The sequence below is a fragment of the Pseudoalteromonas sp. BDTF-M6 genome, from assembly GCF_018334135.1.
Lineage (GTDB): Bacteria > Pseudomonadota > Gammaproteobacteria > Enterobacterales > Alteromonadaceae > Pseudoalteromonas.
Map to the genome: position 1 here is coordinate 203,691 of NZ_JAGXTQ010000001.1, position 23,927 is coordinate 227,617.

Sequence of the window (23,927 nt, forward strand, 5' to 3'; positions counted from 1 at the left end):
CGGCCTTAAAAACTGTAAATGGCTTGCGCCCAAAAGCGATAATCACTGTCCGATTCATCGGTGTCGAAACCCGTGAGGGCATCGGCCCCCAGATTACTACCGACCTGTTTTCCTGCAATTAAATTTACGCTGAAGTCATCACGCAGGTTGATATGGGCACCAAGGCCTAAGGATTTGAGCTTAATTTTATTGCGTAGGGTCGGGTTATTTAGTTGCCAATTTGGCCAGGTGTTGTGGTACAGCTTTGCCTCGCCGTATGAATAGAAGGCTGAGACCTGTGCGCCATAAAGGACGTTAAAATCATAACGAATATCGGCATAAACAAGGGTCGCGTCATCACCGCTCAGTTCACCGACCGGATAGCCGGGCGAGCTATATGGTCCGCCGATATAAAACTTTTGCGACGCGTCCAGGTTTTCGCTGGCTCGCTGACCCTTTAATGAAAGATAGGCAGAAAATGCGCCCCCTAGGTGCTGAGCACGCGCAAGTTCAAAATTTATTTTGCTAAAGTGACCGGACGTTTGTGCATTGGCGTTATCAAAGTCGATGTAATCCTCATTTGCGGCTATGTCCAGGTCGCCGTAAGTCACCGATAAGGAGTAGTAGGAGACTCCAGCGGCAAAGAATTCATCATCGTGATCGCCACTGATCCCAAGTTGCAGCGCATTGAGCCGCCTTTTCGAAAGAAGCCCAGAGTTATCGCTGTCTTTTGAATAGAGGTGGACCAAATCACCGAGGAAATTAAGGTTTTTATGGCGGCTAGCGATAAATGGGTAGGAGGCAAACACCCTGAATTCGGAGCTGTGTCCCTTGGCATCAAGTACGGCGAAGCGTTTACCTAATTTGTAGTCCACCGCATCCGCACTGAGGCCAAAGCGGGCGCCATTACCGCCCAAGGGCCTGCTGTAACGAACCAGGAGGTAATTCGACTTTGAGCCAGAACTTACCACATCAAGGCTGAGCAGATCACCCGACTTGGTGGGGCTGTTAACGTTAATATTTGCACCCAGGCGCTCTTCGCCGGTGTAATAATTTCCAAAATTATTGACATAAACACTGCCATCGAGCCTTGGCTCATCGAAGGTCTCAACTAAAAAATTGGCTGTGCCAACTTCGGCGCCCGGGTAGAGCGTTGCCTTAGAGCTGATCCCGGGAATGCGTTCGATTAAGGTGATGACCCGCTCGAAGTCATCCGCAAGAACATGTTCGCCCTGAGTAATGTTGTTTTGCAAATAGGAGATGAGGCGCTCATTGTCTACCCGCTCCTGAGAATTACCCAGGTGAACGCCATTATTGGCCAGCAACCCTTCATAGACATGCAAAACAATCGTCCCTTTACTCACGGCCTGTGCTGGAATAATGACACGGGCCGCAAATAGGCCCTGGGCTCTATAGGCCTGCTGCAGTGCATTGGCGGCTTGGTGTATTTCTGCGGTGCTCAGTTTTTTATCCTTGTAGGGAGCCAGTACCTGTTCAACCAGCTGTTTGTTGAGTAGGGTATTACCATGAACTGTATAAGCCTGCACCCACACGGCTGCAGTCGACTGCGTCCGCTCGGTTGTGGGCAGCAACTGGTTTTGCTCGAGTTCGGCGCGCTCCACTGGTTTTAGAGGTTGCTTATTTTGTTGTCGTACCAATGTACTTGGGTCCGCGTTCCTTACTGGAGGCGCAGCAGATGCGTATCCATACCCACACATAAATAGGGCTGCAGGTATCCAGATTGCTCTGCCAGCGAAGCAACGTTTGTTCATGTTATTGTTGGCTTTTCTAAAAGAGAAACAGTTGTTTTCTACTCTTAGTCCATTTCCTTCTATTTTTCAATAAATTAGAAATGAATTTTTATATAAGGATGGCTGCTTAATTCGACACGGCAAAGCACATTTTTCTTCAGTAACTTAGATAAGTTGGCCGTTGAACCTGGTATTTTATTCCTACTACTGAGGCGAGTCTTATGCTTTGGGGCAAAACAAAGCGGAGTACTTGACTCCGCTTCTGGCTCTCACGGTTGGGGATAGCTCATAGATTAGGGGTAGCTTTGGAAGGCCTGATCTATGTATGGGGCTAGCGGCTCAAGCGGCGTCTCTTGGGTATAGCCAAACGGGTCTTGATACTTGATCCTAAACTGGTGGTCAGTGAAGCCATCAGGGAAGGTCTGCGTTTGAATTTCCAAATCGGCCGCTTTAAAGAATGAGTATTCTTCGGCCGGAATGGGTGCAGGGACGTTAATGATTTTTTCTCCGTTGCCCATCCAGTTCACCTTGATCTTAAAACCTTCGCCATTGAACTCGTCAAACTTGGGCTTTTGATACAAGGTGAGGGTCATGTCTTTCTCTTGGTAGCTGATGGTTTCAACATCGGCGACCGTCACCGGAGTGACATCGTTTAAAATACCGTTGGCGTTGAATATCATCAGGCCGTGCGAGTAATTTAGCTCGTTCAGCGCATTGGTCATTTCCATAACCTGTAAGTCGATAGTAAGGTCCTTACCGCCGCTAATTTTACCAGGAGCGGTTACGGTGACCAATACTTTGCTGTACACCCAGGCATCGTTAGCTACGGCTCTATATACTTCAGAGCCGTTATAACTGTATGAACCACCTTCTTTTTGAAAGCCTTTAACGATCAGGTTAGTGGCATTTTCGAAAACAATTTCGACTTCATCCAAAGATTGTTCGGGCGTATGAATTGAGCTCGATGTTTTGACCTTTACCTTTTTTACCATGTTCAGGTCCAGGCCCGGGTAAGGGACTGATGAACTGGCGCTAGGGTAGTTGATTTCATACTCTGCGGCCTTAGCTTCGGAGCTTAGGCCCAGTGTCAGAACTAGGGTAGATAAAAAAACCAGAATGGCTTTCATTTGTATTTCCTTGTTATGTGTTTGTTATTCCAAATGTGAAAGCCAACAAATGCTAACATAGAAAAATCGGTACATCCCGTCTAACGAGCAATTAGCTTGTTTTATAAGGCATATTTAAGGAAAAGGGGTGATAAAAAAGGCCGCGAGTGCGGCCTTTTTTAGTATTACGTAGAATTAACGTAATGAGTTAATAAACACCAGGGCAATACACACCGGGCATACAAATTTGATGTACCAGGGCCAAATCTTCCAGAACCAACCGTCAGCGGCTTCCGGGTGGCCGGATTGGATTTCTTTAAGTAAAGACGCACGATGCCAAATCCAACCCACAAAAATACAACACATCAAGCCCAGCAGTGGTTGACCTATGCGTGTGGTGATGGCGATCACCAGGCCGAAAAGCTGTTCGAAGTTAAGCAGGATGATGGTGCTGACAGAGCCTATCAATGCACCTATGGTCCAGGTGGCCGGTTTACGGTCAAGGCCAAACTTCTCTACCGTGTACGACACCGGAGCCTCGAGCATGGAAATAGAGGAAGTCAGAGCGGCAATACTCATAAGCGCGAAGAAAGCAAAACCTACAAACAAACCGGCGCTGCCCATGGTATCGAATAGGGCTGGTAGTACCTGGAATACTAATGTGTCTTCTGAGAGTAATTTACCTGCTTCGTCAAAGATTTGTACGCCTTGCTCTTGTGCCACATACATGGCTGGGATAATTAACAGACCGGCAACGAAGGCGATAAACACATCGATAAGCGTCACCGAAGCACCCAGGGTAACCAGGTTCTCTTGCTTAGAGATATAAGAACCATAGATGATCATCACGCTGGTACCGAGCGACAGGGAGAAAAACGCTTGGCCGAGCGCGCTTACCAACAGGGTCGGCTCGAAGATGGCGCTAAAATCTGGAAGTAAGTAATTGCGCAGACCTTCGCTGGCGCCGTCTTGGCTCATTACATAAGCGATCAACGCAAATAAAATACCCAGTAAGGCCGGCATTAGACGCTTAGACCACTTTTCGATGCCGTTCTCCACGCCCTTACTGATAATCATCACGGTCAGCACGATAAAGCCGCCGGCGAAAAGCAGGTTACGGGATAGAGACTGGCTGGTTAGCCAGTTTGCTGCCTCGGGAGCGCCTACAAGTTTGGCAACGGGTTCAGCCGTATAGCTGATCATCCAACCGGCCACGATGGCATAAAAACTTAAAATCATACCGGCACAAATAATGCCGCCAAAACCAACTAAAAATGCCAGTGGATGTTGCCATTTATGCTTGGATACTTTTTTCAGCGAGCTAACGGCATTGGCTTGACCATAGCGGCCAACAACCAGTTCGGCCATTAATGCTGGATAGGCTAAACAGAAGGCCAGAACCAGATAAGCAAGCACAAAGGCAGCTCCACCATTAGAGGCGGTTTGAGTAGGAAAGCCCCAAATATTACCTAGCCCCACCGCCGAACCGGCAGCGGCCATTATAAAACCAAAACGGGAGCTAAACTCCCCACGCGACGCACTCATATTATTATACTTCTCTGTAGGTGAACTGCGCCCTAAATCTACTGTAATTTACATGAAATAAAAAGCACAAAGCGGTAATTAGTGCTGTGCAGCCAGGGTAAAGCGCGCTATACGGACAAATTCCAATCTATCCGCACAGCGCCTAGTTGCAGAGCGTCGCCACGTTACCGAATTGCCTGAGCGTTGTAAACACTGTGTTACAACGGTAGCCTTAAGGTGAATTGTGCCCCGCCTAATTTTGTCGAGGAGCCTACCTGCAAGTTACCCTGATGCCACAGCATCACTTTATGGCAAATGGCCAAGCCCAAGCCATAGCCATCCTGGTTGCGGTGCTTGGCACTTTGATAAAAGGGCTTAAGCACTGCGGCGCGTTCTTGTGGCGGGATACCGGGGCCATCATCGGCGATGGCAATGCATAGTTGTTGGGCATGGGTGTAGGCGCTGATAACGACCTGGCCATTGGCATAGCGTAGCGCATTGGTAATTATATTGTGGATGCAGCGGGCTAACCAATGCAGATCGCCATGCACTACCAATTCGCTGGGACAGTCTATGTGCAGCTGTTTATCGCCCAGTTGTGGTAGTAACTGCTCACCTACCTCCTGTAGATAGGGGAGAAGCTCGGTGCGGGTATAATTAAGGGCAATATTTTGTTGTTGCAGCGCGGCAAAACTGAGGTAGCTTTTGAGCATGGACTCCATGGTGTCAAGATCCTTTTCCATGCGCTTAAGGTAGGCCTGTTTGCTGTGTTCGTCCTCACTGTCCATGGCAGCATCAAGGCCAAAGCGCAGGCAGGCGATGGGGGTGCGAATGTCATGGGAGAGACTCGACGCCATCAGTTTGTTTTCGGCCAGAAGCGCATTTATCTGCTCGGCCATGGAGTTAAAGCTGTGCTCGAGCTGCTGTGTATAGCTAAAACGGCTTTTAGCAATGCGGGTGTCGAGCTTGCCTTTAGCAAAGCGTGTGGCGGCATTGGCTAAGGTGGTAATGCGGCGGGTTAAAGGAATAAGGGGTAACCACATGCACAGGCTGAAGCCGCTGTAAAACAACACAGTGAGCAGCAGGTCGTGTTGGGTGCTGGCCGGTTTGGGTAGACGCATGGTGAGATGGTGGTTGTTCAGCTGCTCTGCCGAGCGCACCAAATAGAGGCCATCTTCATCGGCCAGAGTTATGCCCTGATAGTGTTCTAGCTGTTGGCGCAGGGGCGAGGGCAAGGCCAGGGTGCTGTTGGCTGCGTAACCTAGGTCGAGATTAAAGTGGCTGTTAAGCTCTGCAAGTCGTTGGCGTTGCTGCTCTGCGGGATAGCTGCCTAAATAGGAGAGCATGCCGCTCAACAGCGCCTGCTGCTGACTAAAATCATTGTGTTCATCATTATCGTTGGCAATCCCGTCGATCAGCCAGCTCAACAGCACCACAGACAGCAGTGCCGTGCCAAGTAGGGATATATAGAGCTTTTTCATTGCTGCCGCTTACCTTGGTCGCCTAGTCGGCGGCTTCCATATGCCAGGCATCTTTAACCAATAAGTAGCCCTTGCCCCAGATGGTTTTGATCCGTTGCGGTTGCTCGCCATCACCATCAAAACGCTTACGCAGCGCCGAGATCACTACATCTATGCTTCTGTCTAAGCCATCATATTCGCGACCCTTAATGGCTTTGAACACCGAGTCTCGGTCAACAACCTCGCCAGCGTGACGGGCAAGATAAGCGAGCAGTGAAAACTCCGCATGAGAGAGCTCCACGGGTTGCTCGGCCAGAGTCACGCGGTGCGCTTGAGTGTCGATATGCAATTGCCCCACGTTAATATGCAGAGGCTCTGCTGGTGGCTGTGAGTCATCGCTGACATCGCGTAAATTAGCCTTGATGCGTGCCAGCAATACCCGGGGACGAGCCGGTTTAGCGATGTAGTCGCTAGCGCCGACCTCCAAGCCAATCACCTCGTCGAGCTCATCATCCCGTGCGGTAAGCATAATAATGGGTTGCTGATAAAATTGGCGCAAGCGGGTACAGACGCTGATCCCGTCGAGACCGGGGAGCATAATATCGAGCAAAATTAAATCCGGGTTATGCTCGTGCACGTAGGCTTCGACGTCGGCGCCGTTATCGCATAAGCCGACGCGGTAGCCGTTTTGAGAAAGAAACTCACGCATCCACTCGCTTAGCGAGGGGTCGTCCTCGACCACTAAAATAAGGGGCTGCTGACTCATTAAAATAACCTCCATCGCCGTTTTTTCTGGCCACTGGTGTATACCCACTGCACCCGAACTTCGGTGCTGGCAAGTACTTTTCCCGTGGTGACATGAACCAATTCAAAACCTTGTGCCGTAGCGCTGGCAAATTCCAGTACCAATTCACCTTGTTGCTGCTGTTGCCAGCAGTGCAGGACCTGAGTTGCCTGGCTTTGACGGATACAGTAGCGCTCTTCATTGGCCACCTGCCAGCTCAGGGTGATATCGGAATAACAGGTGCGTCCCTGACGCAGCGCAACACAGGTATTCGGGGTACTTAGCAGTGCCGAGCTAGGCGATGGGCCTGGCGCCGAGCTCAGCATGGCTTCGCCCTGAGTGTTGCTCGCCCAACCCGGTGCGGCAAACAGTAAACTAAGGCTGGCATAGACTCTAAAAAACATAGCGTACGCCTACCTTGGCCTTATGCTGGTATTCTTGAGAAATTATCGGGCTGTCGCTGATCTCTGAGGAAAACCAAGTCGATAACCAGCCCGCTAAAAACACCCAGTTTTGCGATAGCGGATGTTCGGCGTGCAGCTCCAAGACTAAGGACTGGGAGGCATGGGCTTTGTATACGGACCGCTGGTCGGTGGTTTCATGGGGATCGATGCCAAAGTAATAATCGGTGAAATCGCCGCCATAGTAGTTAACACCCAGGCCGGTGCGCAGCTCCCAGTTTCGGTATTGGCTAATGCGCGTTAAGAAGCTGGTAAAAATCCATGAATTATGGGTGCCGGTCACATCATGCATCAATTCAAAAGACAGCTGAGCGTCGCCAAAGCGCCGAGTTAGCCTTAGGCCCACATCGAAATCGTAATGGCGGCGGTCGATACCCGCGAGCTCGTCCACCACATCGCGGTCATAGATTTTTAGCCCGGTTTCGTCGAACCCCGATTGCACATTGGTGCCGACTATATCCAAGCCCCAGTCAAACTTATCTATGAGGGAGTAACCTATGACCAGGCCGCCACTTAATTGACTGTGGTCGATATCCAGGTAAAAGTTGTTGTAGCTGACAACCAGGTTTAGATCCGGCTCAAGGCCGTCGTCATATGAGTCGAGACCAACCAGGTAGGAGTCTTCAATATAGTAGCCGGCGCCTATGCTCCAATCCCAATTGAAGCCAGGTTGGGGTTCCAGGCGGTTGTCGGAATAATAGCGGTTGGTAGCCAGCGTTTGTTGGCTAACAAGCAAAAACAGCAGGACAAGTAGGGTACGAATTGGCATGGCTTCAGGCTTTTTATTTTATAGTAGGTTGCTTGGGCGCCGAAAACTGTAAGAAATTGTAGATGGGCTTGCCCGTGCGTTGACAAGCCCCTGTGCTCAGTTGATGTTGATCTTCTCCAGCAAAATACCGCTTAAGTAGTAGTGCAGGTCCGGCACCAGGGCACTCACCTCTGTGTCATTGCAGGCACCGGCGACTTTTTCCAGCGCCGAGGTTTTGCTTACCACCTTATACTGAGGTGCCTTGGGCGCTGGTTTTTCGCCGCGCTTAGCGAGGGCGTCTGGTGAGTTATGAGTCTGTACGAATTCCTGCACTTGCTGCAGATTATCTATGTAATCTGTGATGGTCAGCTGATAGCGCAGTGGGTTGCGTTGGAAACTGGCTGTATCGAGGGATGATTTGGCAAACCAGACCACGTCTTTGGAATCACGATGAAACAGTTTCATGCTCACCGAGCCGGAGATATTGCTGCATTCTTGCTGCGCAAACTCTTCCATAAGGCGCTCATCACCCAGAATATGGCTGTTGCTTAGGCGATAATCAACCTTGTCTGCTTCGCTGATATCTAGTTGGTTGATGCTCAGAATATAGTCAGCCTGTTTGGCGTCACTGATCACCGTGAGCGCTTTATCGTTAAAAATGGCAACCAGGCGATTGCGCAGGCGGTCTGTTAGGGCCACTTGCTCGCTTTCGATCACCACGCTTTGCCCACGTCTAACCGGATGAGCAGGCAACTGCACAGATTTCACCCGTGGTTGCTGATGGTCAACCTGGTATTCAAGAACATAGGTGCGCTCACTGAGGCTCGGCTTAGCCGGCATAGCAACCCTTTGCGTCTGTTGTACAGAAGTGGTCTGGAAGCTGCTGCACCCGCTGATCAGGATTGCCAAACCAAGCATTCCCAGTGCTAAAGAATTCTTCATCATACTATTTATAACTCTTAGTTTCCCTTATCGCTGCGCCTGGGCGCCCCTACTCAGGTATACCCGAACAGCATTGTACGTGAGTTTAACCCAAAGTTCATGATAATATTTACCCAATCTGAATTGTTAACACTAAAACAACAATAATGAAAACCAAGAGTTTAGTTGCTTCTTTCTGTCTTTTCCTCAACAGTTTAGTGCCGGCTTATGCCGCTTCCATGGGGACCGATGCGCGTCAATGGCATGGCTTTGTGGATTCTTATGTCACCGATTTAGAGCGCCAGCTTAAGCAAAAGCGTGTGCCGGGGGCGGCCTTATCAATCGTGCACCCAGATTACCCCTCCATCGCCTTGGGTTTTGGTAAAACCAAAGTAAGAAGAGGGCGCCGCGTTGATGTTAATACCCGTTTTCGACTTGCCTCGGTATCGAAAACCTTTGCCGGGTCGCTGGCCGCAAAGCTGGCCGAACAAGGGGTGATCAAGCTGGATGCCCCTGTTTATCAATACATTCCCGAACTGCGTAGCACGGATTATAAAAATACTCTTAAGGTTTCCCACTTACTGAGCCACTCCAGTGGCCTAGTGCCCAATGCCTACGACAACCTAGTAGAATCGCGCATGTCCTATGCGGATATTGTCGAAAAGCTGCTTAAAGTAGAGCCCGTATGCGAGCCTGGAGAGTGTTATGGTTATCAAAATGTGATGTTTTCTTTGGTTGGCGATGTGATTGAGCGTGCCAGCGGCAAAGATTATGAAACCTGGATGCGAGAGGATATTTTCCAGCCGCTGCGGATGCGTCACGCCAGCTTAGGTTATGAAGGCATGATAGCCGATGAAAACTATGCCTATCCCCACATACGTGGGAGCAAACGTTGGCGTACTGCGCGTTTAAAGAAAAACTATTATAAGGTGCTGCCCGCGGCGGGCGTTAATGCCAGTGCCGCGGATATGGTGCAATGGCTGAAGGCGCAATTGGGCATGTACCCAAGTGTGTTGCCACCGGCGGCACTGCAAACCCAAGTGCAACCTTATACCCTGACCTCAAAAGAGCGTCGTCGCCGCATTTGGGGCGAGCATGTTAACGAGGCGCACTATGGTTTGGGGTGGCGCATTTACCAGTATGATCATGAAACCATCTACTACCATAGCGGTTGGGTACAAGGCTATAGAACCGATATCGTGGTGATCCCGCGTCTCAATGTTGGCTTTAGCCTATTACTCAATGCCGAAACGGGCTTAATCAATGAACTGACCACGCAATTTATCGACCAGCTATTGGCCTTGCCACGTACCGCCTAATTGTGAAGCCAAGAACTGAACAACAAAAAAGGTCAGCAGTTGCTGACCTTTTTTTCTTTATCCGATACGAGCCAAAGGCACGCCAAGCGATTAGTTGCGCGGCAACTGAATCTTGCGGTCTTCGCTTTGGCGATACAGAGCAATGATGTGACCAATGCTTTGCACCTTATGAGCACCGGTTTCGCGTACGATGGCGTCAAAAATCAGGGCTTTGGTCTCACGATCTGTGGTTGGCACCTTCACTTTGATCAACTCGTGAATATCCAAAGCACTGTCTATTTCGGCGATGACGCCCTCGGTTAGACCATTGGCTCCCAGTAAAACCACAGGTTTCAGTGGGTGCGCAAGGGATTTAAGATACTGCTTTTGTTTATTCGATAGTTTCATAGATTTTATAAATTTTGCTGATTCGAGCTTGAATTACGGGTATTCTAACGCCATCTAGCAGATATTACTATTAAGTTACGTGTTAATTTATGACGAATAAAAAGCACTCGGCGAGCTCGAAGCGCTGGCTAAAAGAGCATTTTGACGATCACTATGTTCATGAGGCACAGAAACAGGGCTGGCGCTCGAGAGCGGTGTTCAAACTCGAAGAGATTCAGCAAAAAGATAAATTACTCAAACCCGGCATGGCGGTGGTGGACCTCGGGGCTGCTCCCGGTAGCTGGTCCCAATACCTGGCACAGCAGGTGGGCGACAATGGCCAGGTGATTGCCTGTGACATTCTGCCCATGGACTCATTGGCCGGCGTTGACTTCCTACAAGGCGACTTCCGCGAAGAGGCGGTGCTTAATGCCTTGCTAGATCGTATCGATGGTAAAAACGTCGACGTGGTCTTTTCCGACATGGCACCGAATATGAGCGGGAATATGAGTACCGATCAGGCCGGCAGTATGTATTTGGTCGAACTGGCCTTAGATATGTGTCACCAGGTGTTGAAGAAAAATGGTGCTTTTGCGGTCAAAGTATTCCAGGGGGAAGGTTTTGATCAGTTCGTCAAGGACGTTCGCGAGAGTTTCCGTACCGTAAAAATCCGCAAGCCCGATGCGTCAAGACCGCGCTCTCGCGAGGTATATGTAGTAGCGACGGGCTACAAACTGTAGTACAGTTGTCGGGAAAAGTTGAACTTAATTAATTTAGATACAAGAGGTTAACACCTTGAGTGATATGGCAAAGAATTTAATACTCTGGCTGGTTATTGCCGTGGTTTTAATGTCTGTTTTTCAGAGCTTTAACGGTTCGGAAAACATCGACAGACAAACGAGTTACACCCAATTCGTAAAGGATGTACGCAATGGCGCGGTACGTGAAGTCGTTATCGATCGCGGCACTGGCGCTATTACCGGCACAAAAACCAGTGGCGAGCGGTTTCAAACCACCATGCCAATGTATGACGAAGACTTGATGAATGACTTGTTGAAAAACGACGTCAACACAAAGGGTGTTCAACCTGAAGAACAATCCCTGTTAGCCAGCATTTTCATTTCTTGGTTCCCAATGCTGTTGTTGATAGGTGTGTGGATCTTCTTCATGCGTCAGATGCAAGGCGGTGGCGGTAAGGGCGCTATGTCCTTCGGCAAGAGTAAAGCCCGCTTAATGAGTGAAGATCAGGTTAAAACCACCTTTGCCGATGTAGCCGGCTGTGATGAAGCCAAGGAAGATGTCACCGAGTTGGTTGATTTCTTGCGCGACCCATCTAAGTTCCAAAAATTGGGTGGCAGCATTCCTAAGGGCGTATTGATGGTGGGTCCTCCTGGTACGGGTAAAACCTTGTTAGCCAAGGCCGTGGCCGGTGAAGCCAAGGTGCCATTTTTCACCATCTCAGGTTCTGACTTCGTAGAAATGTTTGTGGGTGTCGGTGCGTCGCGTGTACGTGATATGTTCGAGCAAGCGAAAAAAGCCGCGCCTTGTATCATCTTTATCGATGAGATCGATGCCGTAGGTCGCCAACGTGGTGCCGGCATGGGCGGTGGTCACGACGAACGTGAGCAAACGCTTAACCAAATGCTGGTAGAAATGGACGGCTTTGAAGGTAATGAAGGCATTATTGTAATCGCTGCCACCAACCGTCCTGACGTGCTTGACCCTGCGCTATTGCGTCCTGGTCGTTTCGACCGTCAAGTCGTAGTTGGCCTACCGGATATTCGCGGTCGTGAACAAATTCTTAAGGTACATATGCGTAAGGTACCACTGGCAGACGATGTAGAAGCATCCGTGATTGCCCGTGGTACGCCAGGCTTCTCTGGTGCGGATTTGGCTAACCTGGTGAACGAAGCCGCCTTATTTGCAGCCCGTGGTAACAAGCGCGTGGTGAGCATGGCCGAATTCGACGCCGCTAAAGACAAGATCATGATGGGCGCCGAGCGCAAGTCCATGGTGATGTCGGAAGAAGAAAAAGAGATGACCGCCTACCACGAAGCGGGACACGCCATCGTGGGTCGCATTGTGCCGGAGCACGACCCTGTTTATAAGGTGTCAATCATTCCGCGTGGCCGCGCCCTGGGTGTAACCATGTACTTGCCAGAGCAAGACCGTGTGAGTCACTCTAAAGAGCATCTGGAGTCAATGATTTCCAGCCTGTACGGTGGTCGTATTGCCGAAGCCATCATCTACGGTGATGATAAGGTCACAACCGGTGCCAGCAATGATATCGAACGTGCCACGGAAATCGCCCGTAAGATGGTGACTCAGTGGGGTCTAAGTGCCAAGATGGGCCCACTTCTTTATGCCGAAGAAGAAGGCGAAGTCTTTATGGGTCGCGGCGGTTCGCGCAGCATGCACATGTCTGACGAGACCGCGAAAACCATCGATAGTGAGGTTCGCCTGCTCTCGGATCGCAACTATCAACGTGCCGAGCAGATCCTTCGTGACAACATTGATATTCTGCATTCAATGAAAGACGCACTGATGAAGTACGAAACCATAGATGCGAAACAAATCGATGACCTAATGGCTCGCCGTGAGGTTCGCCCACCGAGCGATGCCCATGACCAAAAAGCTGCCAAGGCAAAGCCGTCAGTAGCAGAGCCTGAAAAATCGGCACCAGATCAAAATGCCTCATCCTCTCAGGATGACAATCCAAGCTCTGAAGACGATAAGTAATAAACTCAAGCCCCAAAACATTGGGGCTTTTCCTTCTTTGGATCATCTTATATACCAGCACCCACCGAACTTTCGTTTCCAGGGCGCTGTGTCTTTTTATTAGGGAAGAGTAACCATGTTATCTTTACCCCGAGGTCGTCTACTGGACCTTAACACCCCTCAGGTGATGGGGATCCTCAATGTCACGCCAGATTCCTTTTCTGACGGTGGCCAGCACAATGACTTAGACAACGCTGTCAAAAAAGCGCTAACCATGTTGGAGCAGGGGGCCACCATTATTGATATCGGTGGTGAGTCGACCCGCCCAGGGGCGGCGGATGTAATCGAACAAGAAGAGCTTGAGCGGGTTATCCCGGTAATAGAGGCGATACGCGCACAGTCAGATTGCGTGATCTCCATCGACACCAGCAAAGCCGCAGTTATGACAGCGGCGGTTCAGGCCGGAGCCGATATTATTAATGATGTGCGTGCATTAGAAGAACCGGGCGCATTACAAGCAGCGGCCACCTTAGACGTTCCCGTGTGTTTAATGCATATGCAGGGGCAGCCAAGATCCATGCAGCAAGCGCCGGATTATAAGGATGTGACCGCCGAGGTCTGTGCCTATTTGGCTAAGCGCGCCCAGACCTGTATTGATGCGGGCATTAAAGCCGAGCATATTATGATCGATCCGGGTTTCGGCTTTGGTAAATCGTTGCAGCACAATTATCAATTATTAGCCGAGCTTGAGCAGTTGCAACAGCTTGGTTATCCGGTATTAGCCGGGCTTTCACGCAAATCCATGTTTGGCCAACTGCTGGGGCGACCGGCAGACCAACGCCTCAGCGCCAGTCTGGCGGGGGCATTGATTTGTATGCAAAAGGGCGCGGCAATAGTGCGCGTTCATGATGTTCAAGAAACCGTCGACCTGTTGCGAGTGCATGAGGCGATGTTGCGGCCCACAGACGTGCAGCCGAAAGAATAAGAGTACAGGAGTAACAAGAATGAGTAAGAGAAAATATTTTGGCACCGACGGCGTTCGTGGCCTGGTTGGGCAATACCCGATCACTCCTGAGTTTGCCCTAAAATTAGGTTGGGCCGCGGGTAAGGTGCTATCAAAAATTGGCACCAAAAAGGTCATTATTGGTAAAGACACCCGCATTTCCGGTTATATGCTAGAAACTTCGTTGGAAGCCGGACTTATAGCCGCGGGCATCGATGTGGTCTTACTTGGTCCTATGCCAACACCGGCGGTGGCGTATTTAACACAAACCTTCCGTGCCGAAGCCGGAATTGTGATTAGTGCCTCTCATAACCCTTACCATGATAACGGCATTAAATTCTTCTCCAGCGAAGGCTTGAAGCTGCCGGACGCGGTTGAGCTGGAAATCGAAGCCATGATGGATCAGGACATGGAATGTGTGCCTTCCGAAAAGCTGGGTAAAGCGCGCCGTCTGGTCAGCGCCGACGGCCGTTACATTGAGTTCTGTAAGAGTCAATTCCCGCAAGGACATTCCCTTGAAGGTCTAAAAATCGTGCTTGACTGTGCTAACGGTGCTACCTATCACATTGCCCCGGCGGTCATGCAGGAGCTCGGTGCCGAGGTGATCCCGTTTGCCTGTGAACCCAATGGCTTAAACATCAACGCCAAGTGCGGCGCCACCGATGTTGCCGCCTTGCAGCGCAAAGTGGTAGAAGAAGGAGCCGATGTGGGGATTGCCTACGATGGTGACGGCGATCGAGTGATGATGGTGGATCAGCAAGGGCAAGTATTCGATGGTGACGACATTGTTTATATCATCGCCTGTGCCCTGCATGAGCAAGGTGAGCTTGGCGGCGGAGTGGTCGGTACCGTAATGTCGAATATGGGCTTAGAAAATGCCCTGAAAGAGAAAGGCATTGGCTTTGAGCGCTCCAAGGTGGGCGACCGTTATGTGATGGCTCTATTAAAAGAAAAAGGCTGGAAAATCGGCGGCGAAAGCTCAGGTCACGTATTAAACCTGGACCTTATCAGCACCGGTGATGGCATTATTTCAAGCCTCCAGGTGCTGGCCGCCATGGTGACCAGCAGAAAAACCCTACGTGATCTTGGCAATGGCTTCGTTAAGTACCCGATGAATATGATCAATGTACGTTATCAGCCAGGCACGGACCCAACGCAAAATGCCGAGGTCTTGGCCGCGGTTAGCGAAGCAGAGGCATTGCTCGCGGGCAAAGGTCGAGTGTTACTGCGTAAATCCGGTACCGAGCCCGTTGTGCGAGTGATGGTAGAAGCCGAAGACCAAAGTCAAGTGCTTGAGTACAGCAGTAAAATCGCGCAAGTTGTTGAAAGTGTGAGCAGTTAAGCAGCGCTGCAGAAATAACTGCTTGTAACTTAGGGCGAGTCGAGTTAGTATCTCGCCCGCTTTCGAACATGGAGTAAATCATGACATCACGTAAGCCCCTAGTGGCTGGAAATTGGAAGTTAAATGGCTCTTTAGAGCTGCTTAATGAGATGGCCCCCGCGCTGAAAGCCGTAGCCGACCAAGATGTTGATGTGGCTCTTTTTGTTCCTGCATTGCTGGTAGCAAGTGCCGCTCAACAGGGCGTAGTGACAGGTGTTCAAACCGTCTCTGAATACGAATCCGGTGCCTATACCGGAGAGATTCAAGCCTCGCTGGCTAAAGAGCTAGGCGCAAGCTTTGCTTTAGTGGGTCACTCTGAGCGCCGCCATATTTTTGGTGAAAGCAATGACGATGTTGCCGCTAAGTTCGCCATGGCACAACAACAAGGTTTAACGCCTGTTCTTTGTGTTGGCGAGACCGAACAGCAACGCGAGCAAAACGAAACAGAATCAGTGATCAGCGCGCAAATCGACGCGGTGATTGAAAAATTAGGTGTGGCTGCGTTATCTCAATCTGTGATAGCATACGAGCCGGTTTGGGCCATAGGCACGGGTAAAACCGCAACGCCGGAACAAGCCCAACAAGTACACCAATTTATTCGTGCGAAAGTTGCTTCGTTAGACAGCGAGATTGCACAGCGACTGCTTATCCTTTACGGTGGCAGCGTTAATGAACAAAACAGTAGTGAATTATTTGCACAAGCAGATATAGACGGTGGCCTAATTGGTGGTGCCAGTCTTAAAAAAGATGCCTTCATCAGCATCTGCGAAAGTGCAAAAGGATAGAATTAAATGTACGAAATTCTTTTAGTAGTTTATTTGATTGTTGCATTAGCCTTAATTGGTTTCGTGCTAATTCAACAAGGTAAAGGTGCTGACATGGGTTCGTCATTTGGTGCTGGTGCCTCGGCAACCGTTTTCGGTTCATCGGGTGCAGGTAACTTTATGACTAAAACGACCACGGTACTAGCAACGATTTTCTTCGTTTTGAGCATAGTGTTAGGTAACCTAACCGCTGGTCAAATCAAGCAAACCGATCAATGGGAAAACCTTGAAGCAGCGCCAGCGGTAGAAACCGTTGAGCAACCTGCATCAGACGTTCCAGTTGAGGAAGAAAAGGGTTCAAACAACCCGGACGTTCCAAACTAAAAAAATTAAGCCGTGGTGGTGGAATTGGTAGACACGCCATCTTGAGGGGGTGGTGAGCATAGCTCGTGCGGGTTCAAGTCCCGCTCACGGCACCAAATTGAAAAACCAAGCTAAATGCTTGGTTTTTTCATGTATAGGCCTTGTTAATTCTGGCTTTAACGGTTATCGAAGGTTGCTTATTAATAACCACGGCACTATAATAGGTGCCACGAATGAAGGTCGTACTCAGGTACACTTCATGCAGCAGATTTTAAACAGTTAGATAGTCATATTTAATTGTTTTTTGAAGTTCGCGCATTCTTTGAAATGCGCGTTTTGCGTTTAGCAGAAGTGATTTTGCTAAGTCGTCGCAGCGGTTTTATCGTACGGATATAGCCCGCAGCCAAGCTAGGCCCTAGGCCGCACAGAAAATCAGGTTGCATATACTCGATATGTGCAGCCAGTGTGACGCCCCGCTTGGCTCGGGGCGTTGTTGTATCTGTATTGAAAATGGGGCTTTAGCCCTTTTTTTGTTTCTATGGAGAAGTTTCGTGACAAAGCTCGAACAAACATTAACCGAGATGTTAACTCCGGCGGTCGAAGCATTAGACTTCGAGCTCCTGGGACTTGAGTTTATTCAAGCCGGTCGTCATTCCACCTTGCGTGTGTATATCGACCACCCAGACGGTATTACGGTAGATAACTGTGCGGATGTCAGTCGTCAAGTTAGCGCGATCCTCGACGTAGAAGATCCCATTACCAATGAATATGATTTGGAAGTATCTTCACCTGGTGTCGATCGTCCACTGTTCAAACCAGAACATTATCAAAATGCAGTGGGTGAGGAAGTCAGATTAAGAACTAAGCTTCCACAAGATGGTCGTCGTAATTTTAAGGGCGACTTAGTAGCAGTTAACGGTGATATGATCACAATTAATGTTGATAATCAGGAGCACATGCTCATGATCAGCAACATTGAACGTGCGAACATCATCGCCAAATTTTAATTTCAGTGCGAAGGAATAGGGCAAGCGAGGCAATACCTATGGCAAAAGAAATACTGTTGGTGGCGGAAGCCGTTTCCAATGAAAAAGCGGTCCCCAAAGAGAAAATTTTTGAAGCATTAGAGTTCGCACTAGCGACCGCAACTAAGAAAAAACATGACGGCGATATCGACGTGCGCGTATCTATCGATCGCAAAACCGGCGAGTACGACACTTTCCGTCGCTGGCAAGTAGTTGAAGCGCTAGAAGATGGCAGCTTAGAAAACCCTTATCGTGAAATCACCCTTGAAGCGGCACAGGTAGATGAGCCGGAAATTCAACTGGGTGACTATGTTGAAGAGCAGATCGAGTCAATCAAGTTTGACCGTATCACCACGCAAATGGCCAAGCAGGTTATCGTACAAAAAGTACGTGAAGCAGAGCGTGCCCTTGTAGTTGAAGCCTATAAAGACCAAGAAGGCGAGCTAGTAACCGGTGTGGTTAAAAAAGCCAGCCGCGACGCCATCATTCTTGATTTAGGTAATAACGCCGAAGCGGTTATCTACCGTGACGACATGCTTCCACGCGAAAACTTCCGTCCGGGTGACCGTGTACGTGGTTTACTTTATGCGGTCCGCCCGGAAGCTCGTGGTGCGCAGTTATTTGTAACCCGCTCTAAGCCGGAAATGCTGATGGAGCTATTCCGCATTGAGGTGCCGGAAATTGGCGAAGAGATGATCGAGCTGCGCTCGGCAGCGCGTGACCCAGGTTCACGAGCTAAAATTGCCGTTAAATCAAACGACAAGCGTATTGACCCTGTGGGTGCCTGTGTAGGTATGCGCGGTGCACGTGTGCAAGCGGTCTCGGGCGAGCTTGGCGGTGAGCGTGTTGATATCGTGTTGTACGATGACAACCCGGCTCAGTTCGTTATCAACGCCATGGCGCCGGCGGAAGTTGCTTCTATCGTGATGGACGAAGACTCACGCTCAATGGATATCGCCGTAGAGGCGGACAACCTGGCACAAGCCATCGGTCGTAACGGCCAAAACGTACGTCTAGCAAGTCAGCTTACCGGCTGGGAGCTAAACGTAATGACGGTTGAAGACATGCAGGCGAAAAACCAGGCAGAGTCGGACAAGCTGATCACCCTGTTCACAGAAGGGTTAGACATCGATGATGATTTCGCCGAGCTACTTATCGGTGAAGGCTTCTCAACCCTAGAAGAAGTGGCGTACGTACCGACCAGCGAATTCTTAGAAATTGACGGTCTTGACGAAGAGACAGTTGAAGAGCTGCGCAATCGCGCCAAAGATGCGTTAACAACGAAAGCGTTGAAAGACGAAGAAAGCCTAGAAGGCGCAGAGCCGGCAGAAGACCTATTAAACCTTGATGGCCTAGATCGTCACCTTGCCTTTGTCATGGCAAGCAAGGGCGTAGTTACGCTTGAAGATCTAGCCGAGCAAGGCATCGACGAACTAGTAGAAATTACCGAGCTTTCTGAACAGGAAGCGGGCGACCTAATCATGGCCGCACGTAATATTTGCTGGTTCGGTGACGAGTAATTTATTAACGGAGGTAACAAAGAATATGGCAGAAGTAAGTGTAACAAAACTGGCCGAGGACATTGGTACAACTGTTGATAAATTGCTACAGCAATTGGACAGTGCGGGCATCAAAAAACAAGCGGACGACCAGGTAAACGAGTCGGAAAAAGCGCAATTGCTCGATCACTTGTCAAAGCAACATGGTGGTTCTGGCGCCTCGGGCCCAGAGCGTATGACGTTGCAACGCAAGAAGAAAAGTACTCTGAGCGTGACTGGCTCTACCGGTAAGGCCAAGGCAGTGCAGGTAGAAGTGCGTAAAAAGCGCACCTACGTCAAGAAAAGCGCTCTAGATGAGCAGCAAGAACAAGCGCGCTTAGAAGCCGAAGAGCAAGCGCGTCTTGAAGCCGAAGCACAGGCCAAGCAAGAAGCAGAGCGTAAGGCTAAAGAAGAAGCCGAGCGTAAAGCGAACGAAGAGGCAGAGCGTAAGGCCAAAGAAGAAGCCGAACGTAAAGCCAAAGAAGAAGCGAAGCGTAAAGCCGAAGCACAGCGCAAAGAAAGTAAAGGTTCTGCAAAGGATGAGGCGCAAACTCAGAAAGAACGTGATGAAGCAGAGCGCTTACAGAAAGAAGCAGAAGAGGCAGCATTGAAGAAAGCCGAAGAAGAAGCACAACGTCAAGCGGAAGAAGCTCGTCGCCTAGCCGAAGAAAACGAAGCACGTTGGAAGAAAGAAGAAGAAGAGCGTAAACGTCGTGAAGAAACGGCGGATCACCACCTAACTACTTCTACTTACGCACGTGAAGCGGAAGACGAGTCCGATGCACGCGAAGAGAAAAGCGCGCGTCGTAAAAAGAAAAAGCCTAAGGGTAAAGAGAGTGTTGATGCCAATGCTAAATTTGGCAAAGGCAAAAAAGGCAAGCTGAAAGCGCCCACGTCTTTACAACACGGTTTCCAAAAGCCTGTTGCCGATAAGAAGCAGGAAGTGCGTATCGGTGAGACCATCACGGTTGCAGAGCTTGCATCACGTATGGCGGTTAAAGGTGCCGAAGTCGTTAAGACCATGATGAAAATGGGCGACATGGTTACCATTAACCAGGTTATCGACCAAGAAACCGCGCAGCTAGTTGCCGAAGAAATGGGTCACAAGGTAGTGGTAGTTCGTGAAAACGAGCTGGAAGAGAAAGTACTGAGCGACCGCAGCGAAGGCGGTAAAGCGGAATCTCGTGCACCGGTTGTTACCGTTATGGGTCACGTTGACCACGGTAAAACATCAACCCTGGATTATATCCGTAAGGCGAAGGTTGCCTCTGGCGAGGCCGGTGGTATTACCCAGCACATAGGTGCATACCATGTTGATACCGATAATGGCATGATCACCTTCCTGGATACTCCTGGACACGCGGCATTTACCTCAATGCGTGCCCGTGGTGCGAAAGCAACGGATATCGTAATCCTGGTTGTTGCCGCAGACGACGGTGTAATGCCACAGACTAAAGAAGCGGTCCAGCACGCCAAAGCGGCTGAAGTACCACTGATTGTTGCTGTGAACAAGATGGATAAAGAAGGTGCCGATCCTGACCGAGTGAAGAACGAGCTGGCCCAGCTAGACGTTATTCCTGAGGATTGGGGCGGTGAGACGCAATTCGTACACATCTCGGCGAAAACAGGCCAGGGCGTTGACGAACTGTTAGAAGCCGTACTTATGCAATCAGAAATCCTTGAGCTAACAGCTGTTTCTGAAGGCATGGCATCGGGTGTGGTTATCGAATCTCGCCTTGATAAAGGCCGTGGCCCGGTAGCAACCGTGCTGGTACAAGAAGGTACTCTGAAGCAGGGCGATATCGTGCTGTGTGGTCTTGAGTATGGCCGTGTACGTGCAATGCGCGACGAAAACGGTAAAGAGATTAAAGAAGCAGGTCCATCGATTCCTGTGGAAATCCTGGGTCTATCGGGTGTTCCTGCTGCCGGTGATGAAGCAACGGTTGTACGCGACGAACGTAAAGCGCGTGAAGTAGCACTATACCGTCAAGGTAAGTTCCGTGAAGTGAAGCTAGCGCGTCAGCAAAAAGCCAAGCTAGAGAACATGTTCACTAATATGACCGAAGGCGATGTCTCGGAAGTGAATATCGTACTGAAAGCCGACGTACAGGGTTCAGTAGAAGCCATCTCCGATTCATTGGTTAAGCTTTCTACCGACGAAGTGAAAGTGAAGATCGTAGGTAGCGGTGTAGGTGGTATTACCGAAACCGACGCATCACTTGCGGCTGCATCTAACGCCATCATGGTTGGTTTCAACGTTCGTGCCGACGCCTCAGCGCGTAAGGTAATCGAAGCGGAAAACCTGGATCTTCGTTATTACAGCGTAATCTACGATCTGATCGAAGAAGTGAAACAAGCCATGACCGGTATGCTTGCACCTGAGTTCAAGCAAGAGATCATTGGTCTTGCCGAAGTACGTGACGTGTTTAAGTCACCTAAGATCGGTGCCGTAGCCGGTTGTATGGTTACCGAAGGTGTGGTTAAGCGTTCTAACCCAATCCGTGTACTACGTGAAAACGTGGTTATCTACGAAGGTGAGCTTGAATCACTGCGTCGCTTTAAAGACGACGTACAAGAAGTTCGTAACGGTATGGAATGTGGTATCGGCGTTAAGAACTATAATGACGTTAAGGTCGGTGACCAAATCGAGGTATTCGAGATCGTTGAAGTACAACGTTCTCTATAACCTTGATCATTAAGTAAATTTGATGGGGGCCTTTGTGCCCCCATTTGTGATTGTGTAATACCCGCCGTGCTCTGTGTGCGTGCTGGTATCCTAAATATAAGTGGTGAAAATGAGAGAATTTTCTCGCACAGAGCGCGTTGCGCAACAGATCCAAAAAGAAATCGCGGTGATCATTCAGCGTGAGATTAAAGACCCGCGTTTAGGCATGGTAACGGTATCGGCGGTAGAAGTGTCGCGTGACCTGTCTTACGCAAAAATCTTTGTTACCGTGTTCAATCAAGAAGACGAGAGCAAGAGCAAGCAGAGCCTGCGTGTGCTAAACGATGCCAGCGGTTATATTCGTTCTTTACTGGGCAAGCGTATTCGCGCCCGTATTATTCCAGAGCTGCGCTTCGTCATTGATACCTCACTGCTTGAGGGTATGCGTATCTCTAACCTGGTTGAGTCGGTGATGCGCGAAGACAAGCAAAAGCGCGGCGGCAGCGACGAGGAAGAATAAGCAGCATGGCCAGACGTACAAAAGGCCGTCCGGTCGATGGCGTACTTTTACTGCATAAACCGCAAGGTATTTCCAGTAACCGCGCATTGCAGCAGGCTAAAGGCATCTATTATGCACAAAAAGCCGGGCACACAGGGGCACTTGACCCGTTAGCCACCGGCATGCTGCCGATTTGCTTTGGTGAGGCGACCAAGTTTAGTCAGTTCTTACTCGATACCGACAAGACCTACGTGGTGCGCGCCAAGCTGGGTGAACGTACCACCACCTCGGATGCCGATGGTGAAGTGGTCGAAACCCGTGATGTCAATGTGACGAAAGAGCAGTTAGAACAACATGTGGCCGGTTTTATTGGCGAGTCGGATCAGTATCCGTCCATGTATTCGGCGCTAAAGTATCAGGGGCAACCTTTATATAAATACGCGCGCGAAGGCATCGAGGTACCGCGTAAGTGTCGTCGTATTAATGTTTACAGCTTGACGCTAGACGAGTTTGACGAGCAGACCAATGAAATTCAGATGACCGCTCATGTGTCTAAAGGCACCTATATTCGCACCATAGTGGATGACCTAGGTGAATTACTTGGCTGTGGCGCGCATGTGATCATGCTGCATCGCTCCAAGGTAGGTCATTATCCGGCTGAGAAAATGGTGACTCTGGACCAACTTCAAGCCCTGCTTGATGAAGCCAAAAGTCAGGATAAGGCGCCGAGCGAAATGTTAGATCCGCTGTTGCTGCCTATGGATACGGCAGTGCAAGACTTGCCCAGCGTGGAAATTGACGAGCAGCAGGCCATTGCCTTTGCCCATGGTCAAACCGTGGTGATTGGCGAGGTGCCAGAGGAAGTGTGCGCCGTGCGTTGTGGCGAGCGTTTCCTGGGTGTGGGTGAGCGTAACCAGCATGGTCATCTAAAAGCCAAGCGTGCCGTGGCCATCACAAATAACTTGTAGTTATTGGTCAGCTTGGTAAAATAGCGCGCTCAATTGGTGGGGCTGGATTAGTGATCGGCTCTTACCGTATATAAACACTCATTTTTTGGAGTAATTTATGTCACTAAGCAACCAAGAAAAAGCAGATATCATTGCTAAATTTGCACGCGCTGAAGGCGACACTGGTTCACCTGAAGTACAAGTTGCACTTCTAACTGCAGATATCAACAAGCTTCAAGGCCACTTTGCTAACCACAAGCAAGACAACCACTCACGTCGTGGTCTTCTTCGCAAAGTAAGCCAGCGCCGTAACCTGCTTAACTACCTTAAAGGTAAGAGCATCGAGCGTTACACAGCGCTAATTAAAGAACTTGGCCTACGTCGCTAATTCTTTGATACCAGTTTGAAAAAGGGGCCTAATCGCCCCTTTTTTTGTGCGCTTTTGGCGAGTATACTTAGCTCTGTCTAAGTAAGTAGGCTGAGCCTACACACTAGATGGCACCATATTGCCAATTGTAGTAAATAAAGGCATTCGCTCGAGTGTGGTTATTTACTGTAATTGGTAAGGTGCTTAAGAAAACCTTTTTAACCTAGCTTAAGGTTGG

General features: G+C 49.7%; 22 protein-coding genes and 1 tRNA gene. 14 read left to right on the forward strand and 9 right to left on the reverse strand.

Going from position 1 to position 23,927, the window contains the following annotated elements:
• Positions 1-5: 5 nt before the first annotated feature.
• From KD147_RS00895 to KD147_RS00930, 8 genes are all read right to left on the reverse strand, one after another.
• Complete coding sequence (locus KD147_RS00895; protein ID WP_212546576.1) at positions 6-1,601, reverse strand: ShlB/FhaC/HecB family hemolysin secretion/activation protein; 1,596 nt, start codon at positions 1,599-1,601, stop codon at positions 6-8.
• A 422-nt stretch (positions 1,602-2,023) separates the two neighbouring features.
• Positions 2,024-2,857 (reverse strand): hypothetical protein, encoded by an 834-nt coding sequence (locus KD147_RS00900; protein WP_212546577.1) that lies wholly within the window; start codon positions 2,855-2,857, stop codon positions 2,024-2,026.
• Positions 2,858-3,031: 174 nt separating this feature from the next.
• Positions 3,032-4,381, reverse strand: a complete 1,350-nt coding sequence (locus KD147_RS00905; protein WP_105190068.1) for a sodium-dependent transporter — start codon at positions 4,379-4,381, stop codon at positions 3,032-3,034.
• Between the two features lie 197 nt (positions 4,382-4,578).
• Entirely contained in the window at positions 4,579-5,841 is a 1,263-nt protein-coding gene (locus tag KD147_RS00910) for an ATP-binding protein (RefSeq protein WP_212546578.1), read from the reverse strand.
• 22 nt (positions 5,842-5,863) lie between these two features.
• Positions 5,864-6,586 (reverse strand): response regulator, encoded by a 723-nt coding sequence (locus KD147_RS00915; protein WP_212546579.1) that lies wholly within the window; start codon positions 6,584-6,586, stop codon positions 5,864-5,866.
• Entirely contained in the window at positions 6,586-7,008 is a 423-nt protein-coding gene (locus tag KD147_RS00920) for a DUF3019 domain-containing protein (protein WP_105255342.1), read from the reverse strand. Before KD147_RS00920 ends, KD147_RS00915 begins: the two co-directional genes overlap by 1 nt.
• A complete protein-coding gene (locus KD147_RS00925) occupies positions 6,998-7,834 on the reverse strand; it encodes a MipA/OmpV family protein (RefSeq protein WP_212546580.1) in 837 nt (278 codons plus the stop codon). The genes KD147_RS00920 and KD147_RS00925 overlap by 11 nt, the downstream gene beginning before the upstream one ends.
• 96 nt (positions 7,835-7,930) lie before the next feature.
• On the reverse strand, positions 7,931-8,758 hold the full coding sequence (locus tag KD147_RS00930; RefSeq protein ID WP_212546581.1) for a hypothetical protein: 828 nt from the start codon (positions 8,756-8,758) through the stop codon (positions 7,931-7,933).
• Between the two features lie 143 nt (positions 8,759-8,901).
• Here KD147_RS00930 and KD147_RS00935 point away from each other — a divergent pair, with 143 nt between their 5' ends.
• The gene (locus tag KD147_RS00935; RefSeq protein ID WP_105255345.1) at positions 8,902-10,053 is read left to right on the forward strand and encodes a serine hydrolase domain-containing protein; all 1,152 of its coding nucleotides are present in this window, start codon (positions 8,902-8,904) and stop codon (positions 10,051-10,053) included.
• Positions 10,054-10,143: 90 nt separating this feature from the next.
• Here the strand turns inward: KD147_RS00935 and yhbY are convergent, their stop codons facing one another.
• Positions 10,144-10,440, reverse strand: a complete 297-nt coding sequence (gene yhbY, locus KD147_RS00940; protein ID WP_105190062.1) for a ribosome assembly RNA-binding protein YhbY — start codon at positions 10,438-10,440, stop codon at positions 10,144-10,146.
• A gap of 89 nt (positions 10,441-10,529) precedes the next feature.
• Here yhbY and rlmE point away from each other — a divergent pair, with 89 nt between their 5' ends.
• The 13 genes from rlmE (at position 10,530) to rpsO (ending at position 23,710) form a co-directional block, all read left to right on the forward strand.
• Positions 10,530-11,159, forward strand: a complete 630-nt coding sequence (rlmE, locus tag KD147_RS00945; protein WP_105255346.1) for a 23S rRNA (uridine(2552)-2'-O)-methyltransferase RlmE — start codon at positions 10,530-10,532, stop codon at positions 11,157-11,159.
• A gap of 64 nt (positions 11,160-11,223) precedes the next feature.
• Entirely contained in the window at positions 11,224-13,158 is a 1,935-nt protein-coding gene (gene ftsH / locus KD147_RS00950) for an ATP-dependent zinc metalloprotease FtsH (protein WP_105255347.1), read from the forward strand.
• A gap of 115 nt (positions 13,159-13,273) precedes the next feature.
• On the forward strand, positions 13,274-14,122 hold the full coding sequence (folP, locus tag KD147_RS00955) for a dihydropteroate synthase (RefSeq protein WP_105255348.1): 849 nt from the start codon (positions 13,274-13,276) through the stop codon (positions 14,120-14,122).
• 19 nt (positions 14,123-14,141) lie between these two features.
• Positions 14,142-15,482 (forward strand): phosphoglucosamine mutase, encoded by a 1,341-nt coding sequence (gene glmM, locus KD147_RS00960; RefSeq protein ID WP_105190058.1) that lies wholly within the window; start codon positions 14,142-14,144, stop codon positions 15,480-15,482.
• An 80-nt stretch (positions 15,483-15,562) separates the two neighbouring features.
• Complete coding sequence (tpiA, locus tag KD147_RS00965; protein ID WP_105190057.1) at positions 15,563-16,306, forward strand: triose-phosphate isomerase; 744 nt, start codon at positions 15,563-15,565, stop codon at positions 16,304-16,306.
• Positions 16,307-16,312: 6 nt separating this feature from the next.
• A complete protein-coding gene (gene secG, locus KD147_RS00970; RefSeq protein ID WP_105190056.1) occupies positions 16,313-16,669 on the forward strand; it encodes a preprotein translocase subunit SecG in 357 nt (118 codons plus the stop codon).
• A 9-nt stretch (positions 16,670-16,678) separates the two neighbouring features.
• Positions 16,679-16,764, forward strand: a tRNA-Leu gene (locus tag KD147_RS00975).
• 435 nt (positions 16,765-17,199) lie between these two features.
• Positions 17,200-17,655 carry a ribosome maturation factor RimP gene (rimP, locus tag KD147_RS00980; RefSeq protein WP_105190055.1) on the forward strand — a complete coding sequence of 152 codons (456 nt, stop codon included), beginning with the start codon at positions 17,200-17,202 and terminating at the stop codon, positions 17,653-17,655.
• 38 nt (positions 17,656-17,693) lie between these two features.
• Positions 17,694-19,193, forward strand: a complete 1,500-nt coding sequence (gene nusA / locus KD147_RS00985) for a transcription termination factor NusA (protein WP_105190054.1) — start codon at positions 17,694-17,696, stop codon at positions 19,191-19,193.
• 25 nt (positions 19,194-19,218) lie between these two features.
• A complete protein-coding gene (gene infB, locus KD147_RS00990) occupies positions 19,219-21,897 on the forward strand; it encodes a translation initiation factor IF-2 (protein ID WP_212546582.1) in 2,679 nt (892 codons plus the stop codon).
• Between the two features lie 109 nt (positions 21,898-22,006).
• Complete coding sequence (gene rbfA, locus KD147_RS00995; RefSeq protein WP_105190053.1) at positions 22,007-22,396, forward strand: 30S ribosome-binding factor RbfA; 390 nt, start codon at positions 22,007-22,009, stop codon at positions 22,394-22,396.
• Positions 22,397-22,401: 5 nt separating this feature from the next.
• Entirely contained in the window at positions 22,402-23,343 is a 942-nt protein-coding gene (gene truB / locus KD147_RS01000) for a tRNA pseudouridine(55) synthase TruB (protein ID WP_212546583.1), read from the forward strand.
• 97 nt (positions 23,344-23,440) lie between these two features.
• Complete coding sequence (gene rpsO, locus KD147_RS01005; protein WP_105190051.1) at positions 23,441-23,710, forward strand: 30S ribosomal protein S15; 270 nt, start codon at positions 23,441-23,443, stop codon at positions 23,708-23,710.
• The last annotated feature ends 217 nt before the right edge of the window (positions 23,711-23,927 follow it).

Bases quoted from the DNA above. Each gene is read 5' to 3' on its own strand.
- KD147_RS00900 (WP_212546577.1), bottom strand. From the start codon at position 2,857: ATGAAAGCCATTCTGGTTTTTTTATCTACCCTAGTTCTGACACTGGGC.
- KD147_RS00905 (WP_105190068.1), bottom strand. From the start codon at position 4,381: ATGAGTGCGTCGCGTGGGGAGTTTAGCTCCCGTTTTGGTTTTATAATG.
- KD147_RS00910 (WP_212546578.1), bottom strand. From the start codon at position 5,841: ATGAAAAAGCTCTATATATCCCTACTTGGCACGGCACTGCTGTCTGTG.
- KD147_RS00915 (WP_212546579.1), bottom strand. From the start codon at position 6,586: ATGAGTCAGCAGCCCCTTATTTTAGTGGTCGAGGACGACCCCTCGCTA.
- KD147_RS00920 (WP_105255342.1), bottom strand. From the start codon at position 7,008: ATGTTTTTTAGAGTCTATGCCAGCCTTAGTTTACTGTTTGCCGCACCG.
- KD147_RS00925 (WP_212546580.1), bottom strand. From the start codon at position 7,834: ATGCCAATTCGTACCCTACTTGTCCTGCTGTTTTTGCTTGTTAGCCAA.
- KD147_RS00930 (WP_212546581.1), bottom strand. From the start codon at position 8,758: ATGATGAAGAATTCTTTAGCACTGGGAATGCTTGGTTTGGCAATCCTG.
- KD147_RS00935 (WP_105255345.1), top strand. From the start codon at position 8,902: ATGAAAACCAAGAGTTTAGTTGCTTCTTTCTGTCTTTTCCTCAACAGT.
- yhbY (WP_105190062.1), bottom strand. From the start codon at position 10,440: ATGAAACTATCGAATAAACAAAAGCAGTATCTTAAATCCCTTGCGCAC.
- rlmE (WP_105255346.1), top strand. From the start codon at position 10,530: ATGACGAATAAAAAGCACTCGGCGAGCTCGAAGCGCTGGCTAAAAGAG.
- ftsH (WP_105255347.1), top strand. From the start codon at position 11,224: ATGGCAAAGAATTTAATACTCTGGCTGGTTATTGCCGTGGTTTTAATG.
- folP (WP_105255348.1), top strand. From the start codon at position 13,274: ATGTTATCTTTACCCCGAGGTCGTCTACTGGACCTTAACACCCCTCAG.
- glmM (WP_105190058.1), top strand. From the start codon at position 14,142: ATGAGTAAGAGAAAATATTTTGGCACCGACGGCGTTCGTGGCCTGGTT.
- tpiA (WP_105190057.1), top strand. From the start codon at position 15,563: ATGACATCACGTAAGCCCCTAGTGGCTGGAAATTGGAAGTTAAATGGC.
- secG (WP_105190056.1), top strand. From the start codon at position 16,313: ATGTACGAAATTCTTTTAGTAGTTTATTTGATTGTTGCATTAGCCTTA.
- nusA (WP_105190054.1), top strand. From the start codon at position 17,694: ATGGCAAAAGAAATACTGTTGGTGGCGGAAGCCGTTTCCAATGAAAAA.
- infB (WP_212546582.1), top strand. From the start codon at position 19,219: ATGGCAGAAGTAAGTGTAACAAAACTGGCCGAGGACATTGGTACAACT.
- rbfA (WP_105190053.1), top strand. From the start codon at position 22,007: ATGAGAGAATTTTCTCGCACAGAGCGCGTTGCGCAACAGATCCAAAAA.
- truB (WP_212546583.1), top strand. From the start codon at position 22,402: ATGGCCAGACGTACAAAAGGCCGTCCGGTCGATGGCGTACTTTTACTG.
- rpsO (WP_105190051.1), top strand. From the start codon at position 23,441: ATGTCACTAAGCAACCAAGAAAAAGCAGATATCATTGCTAAATTTGCA.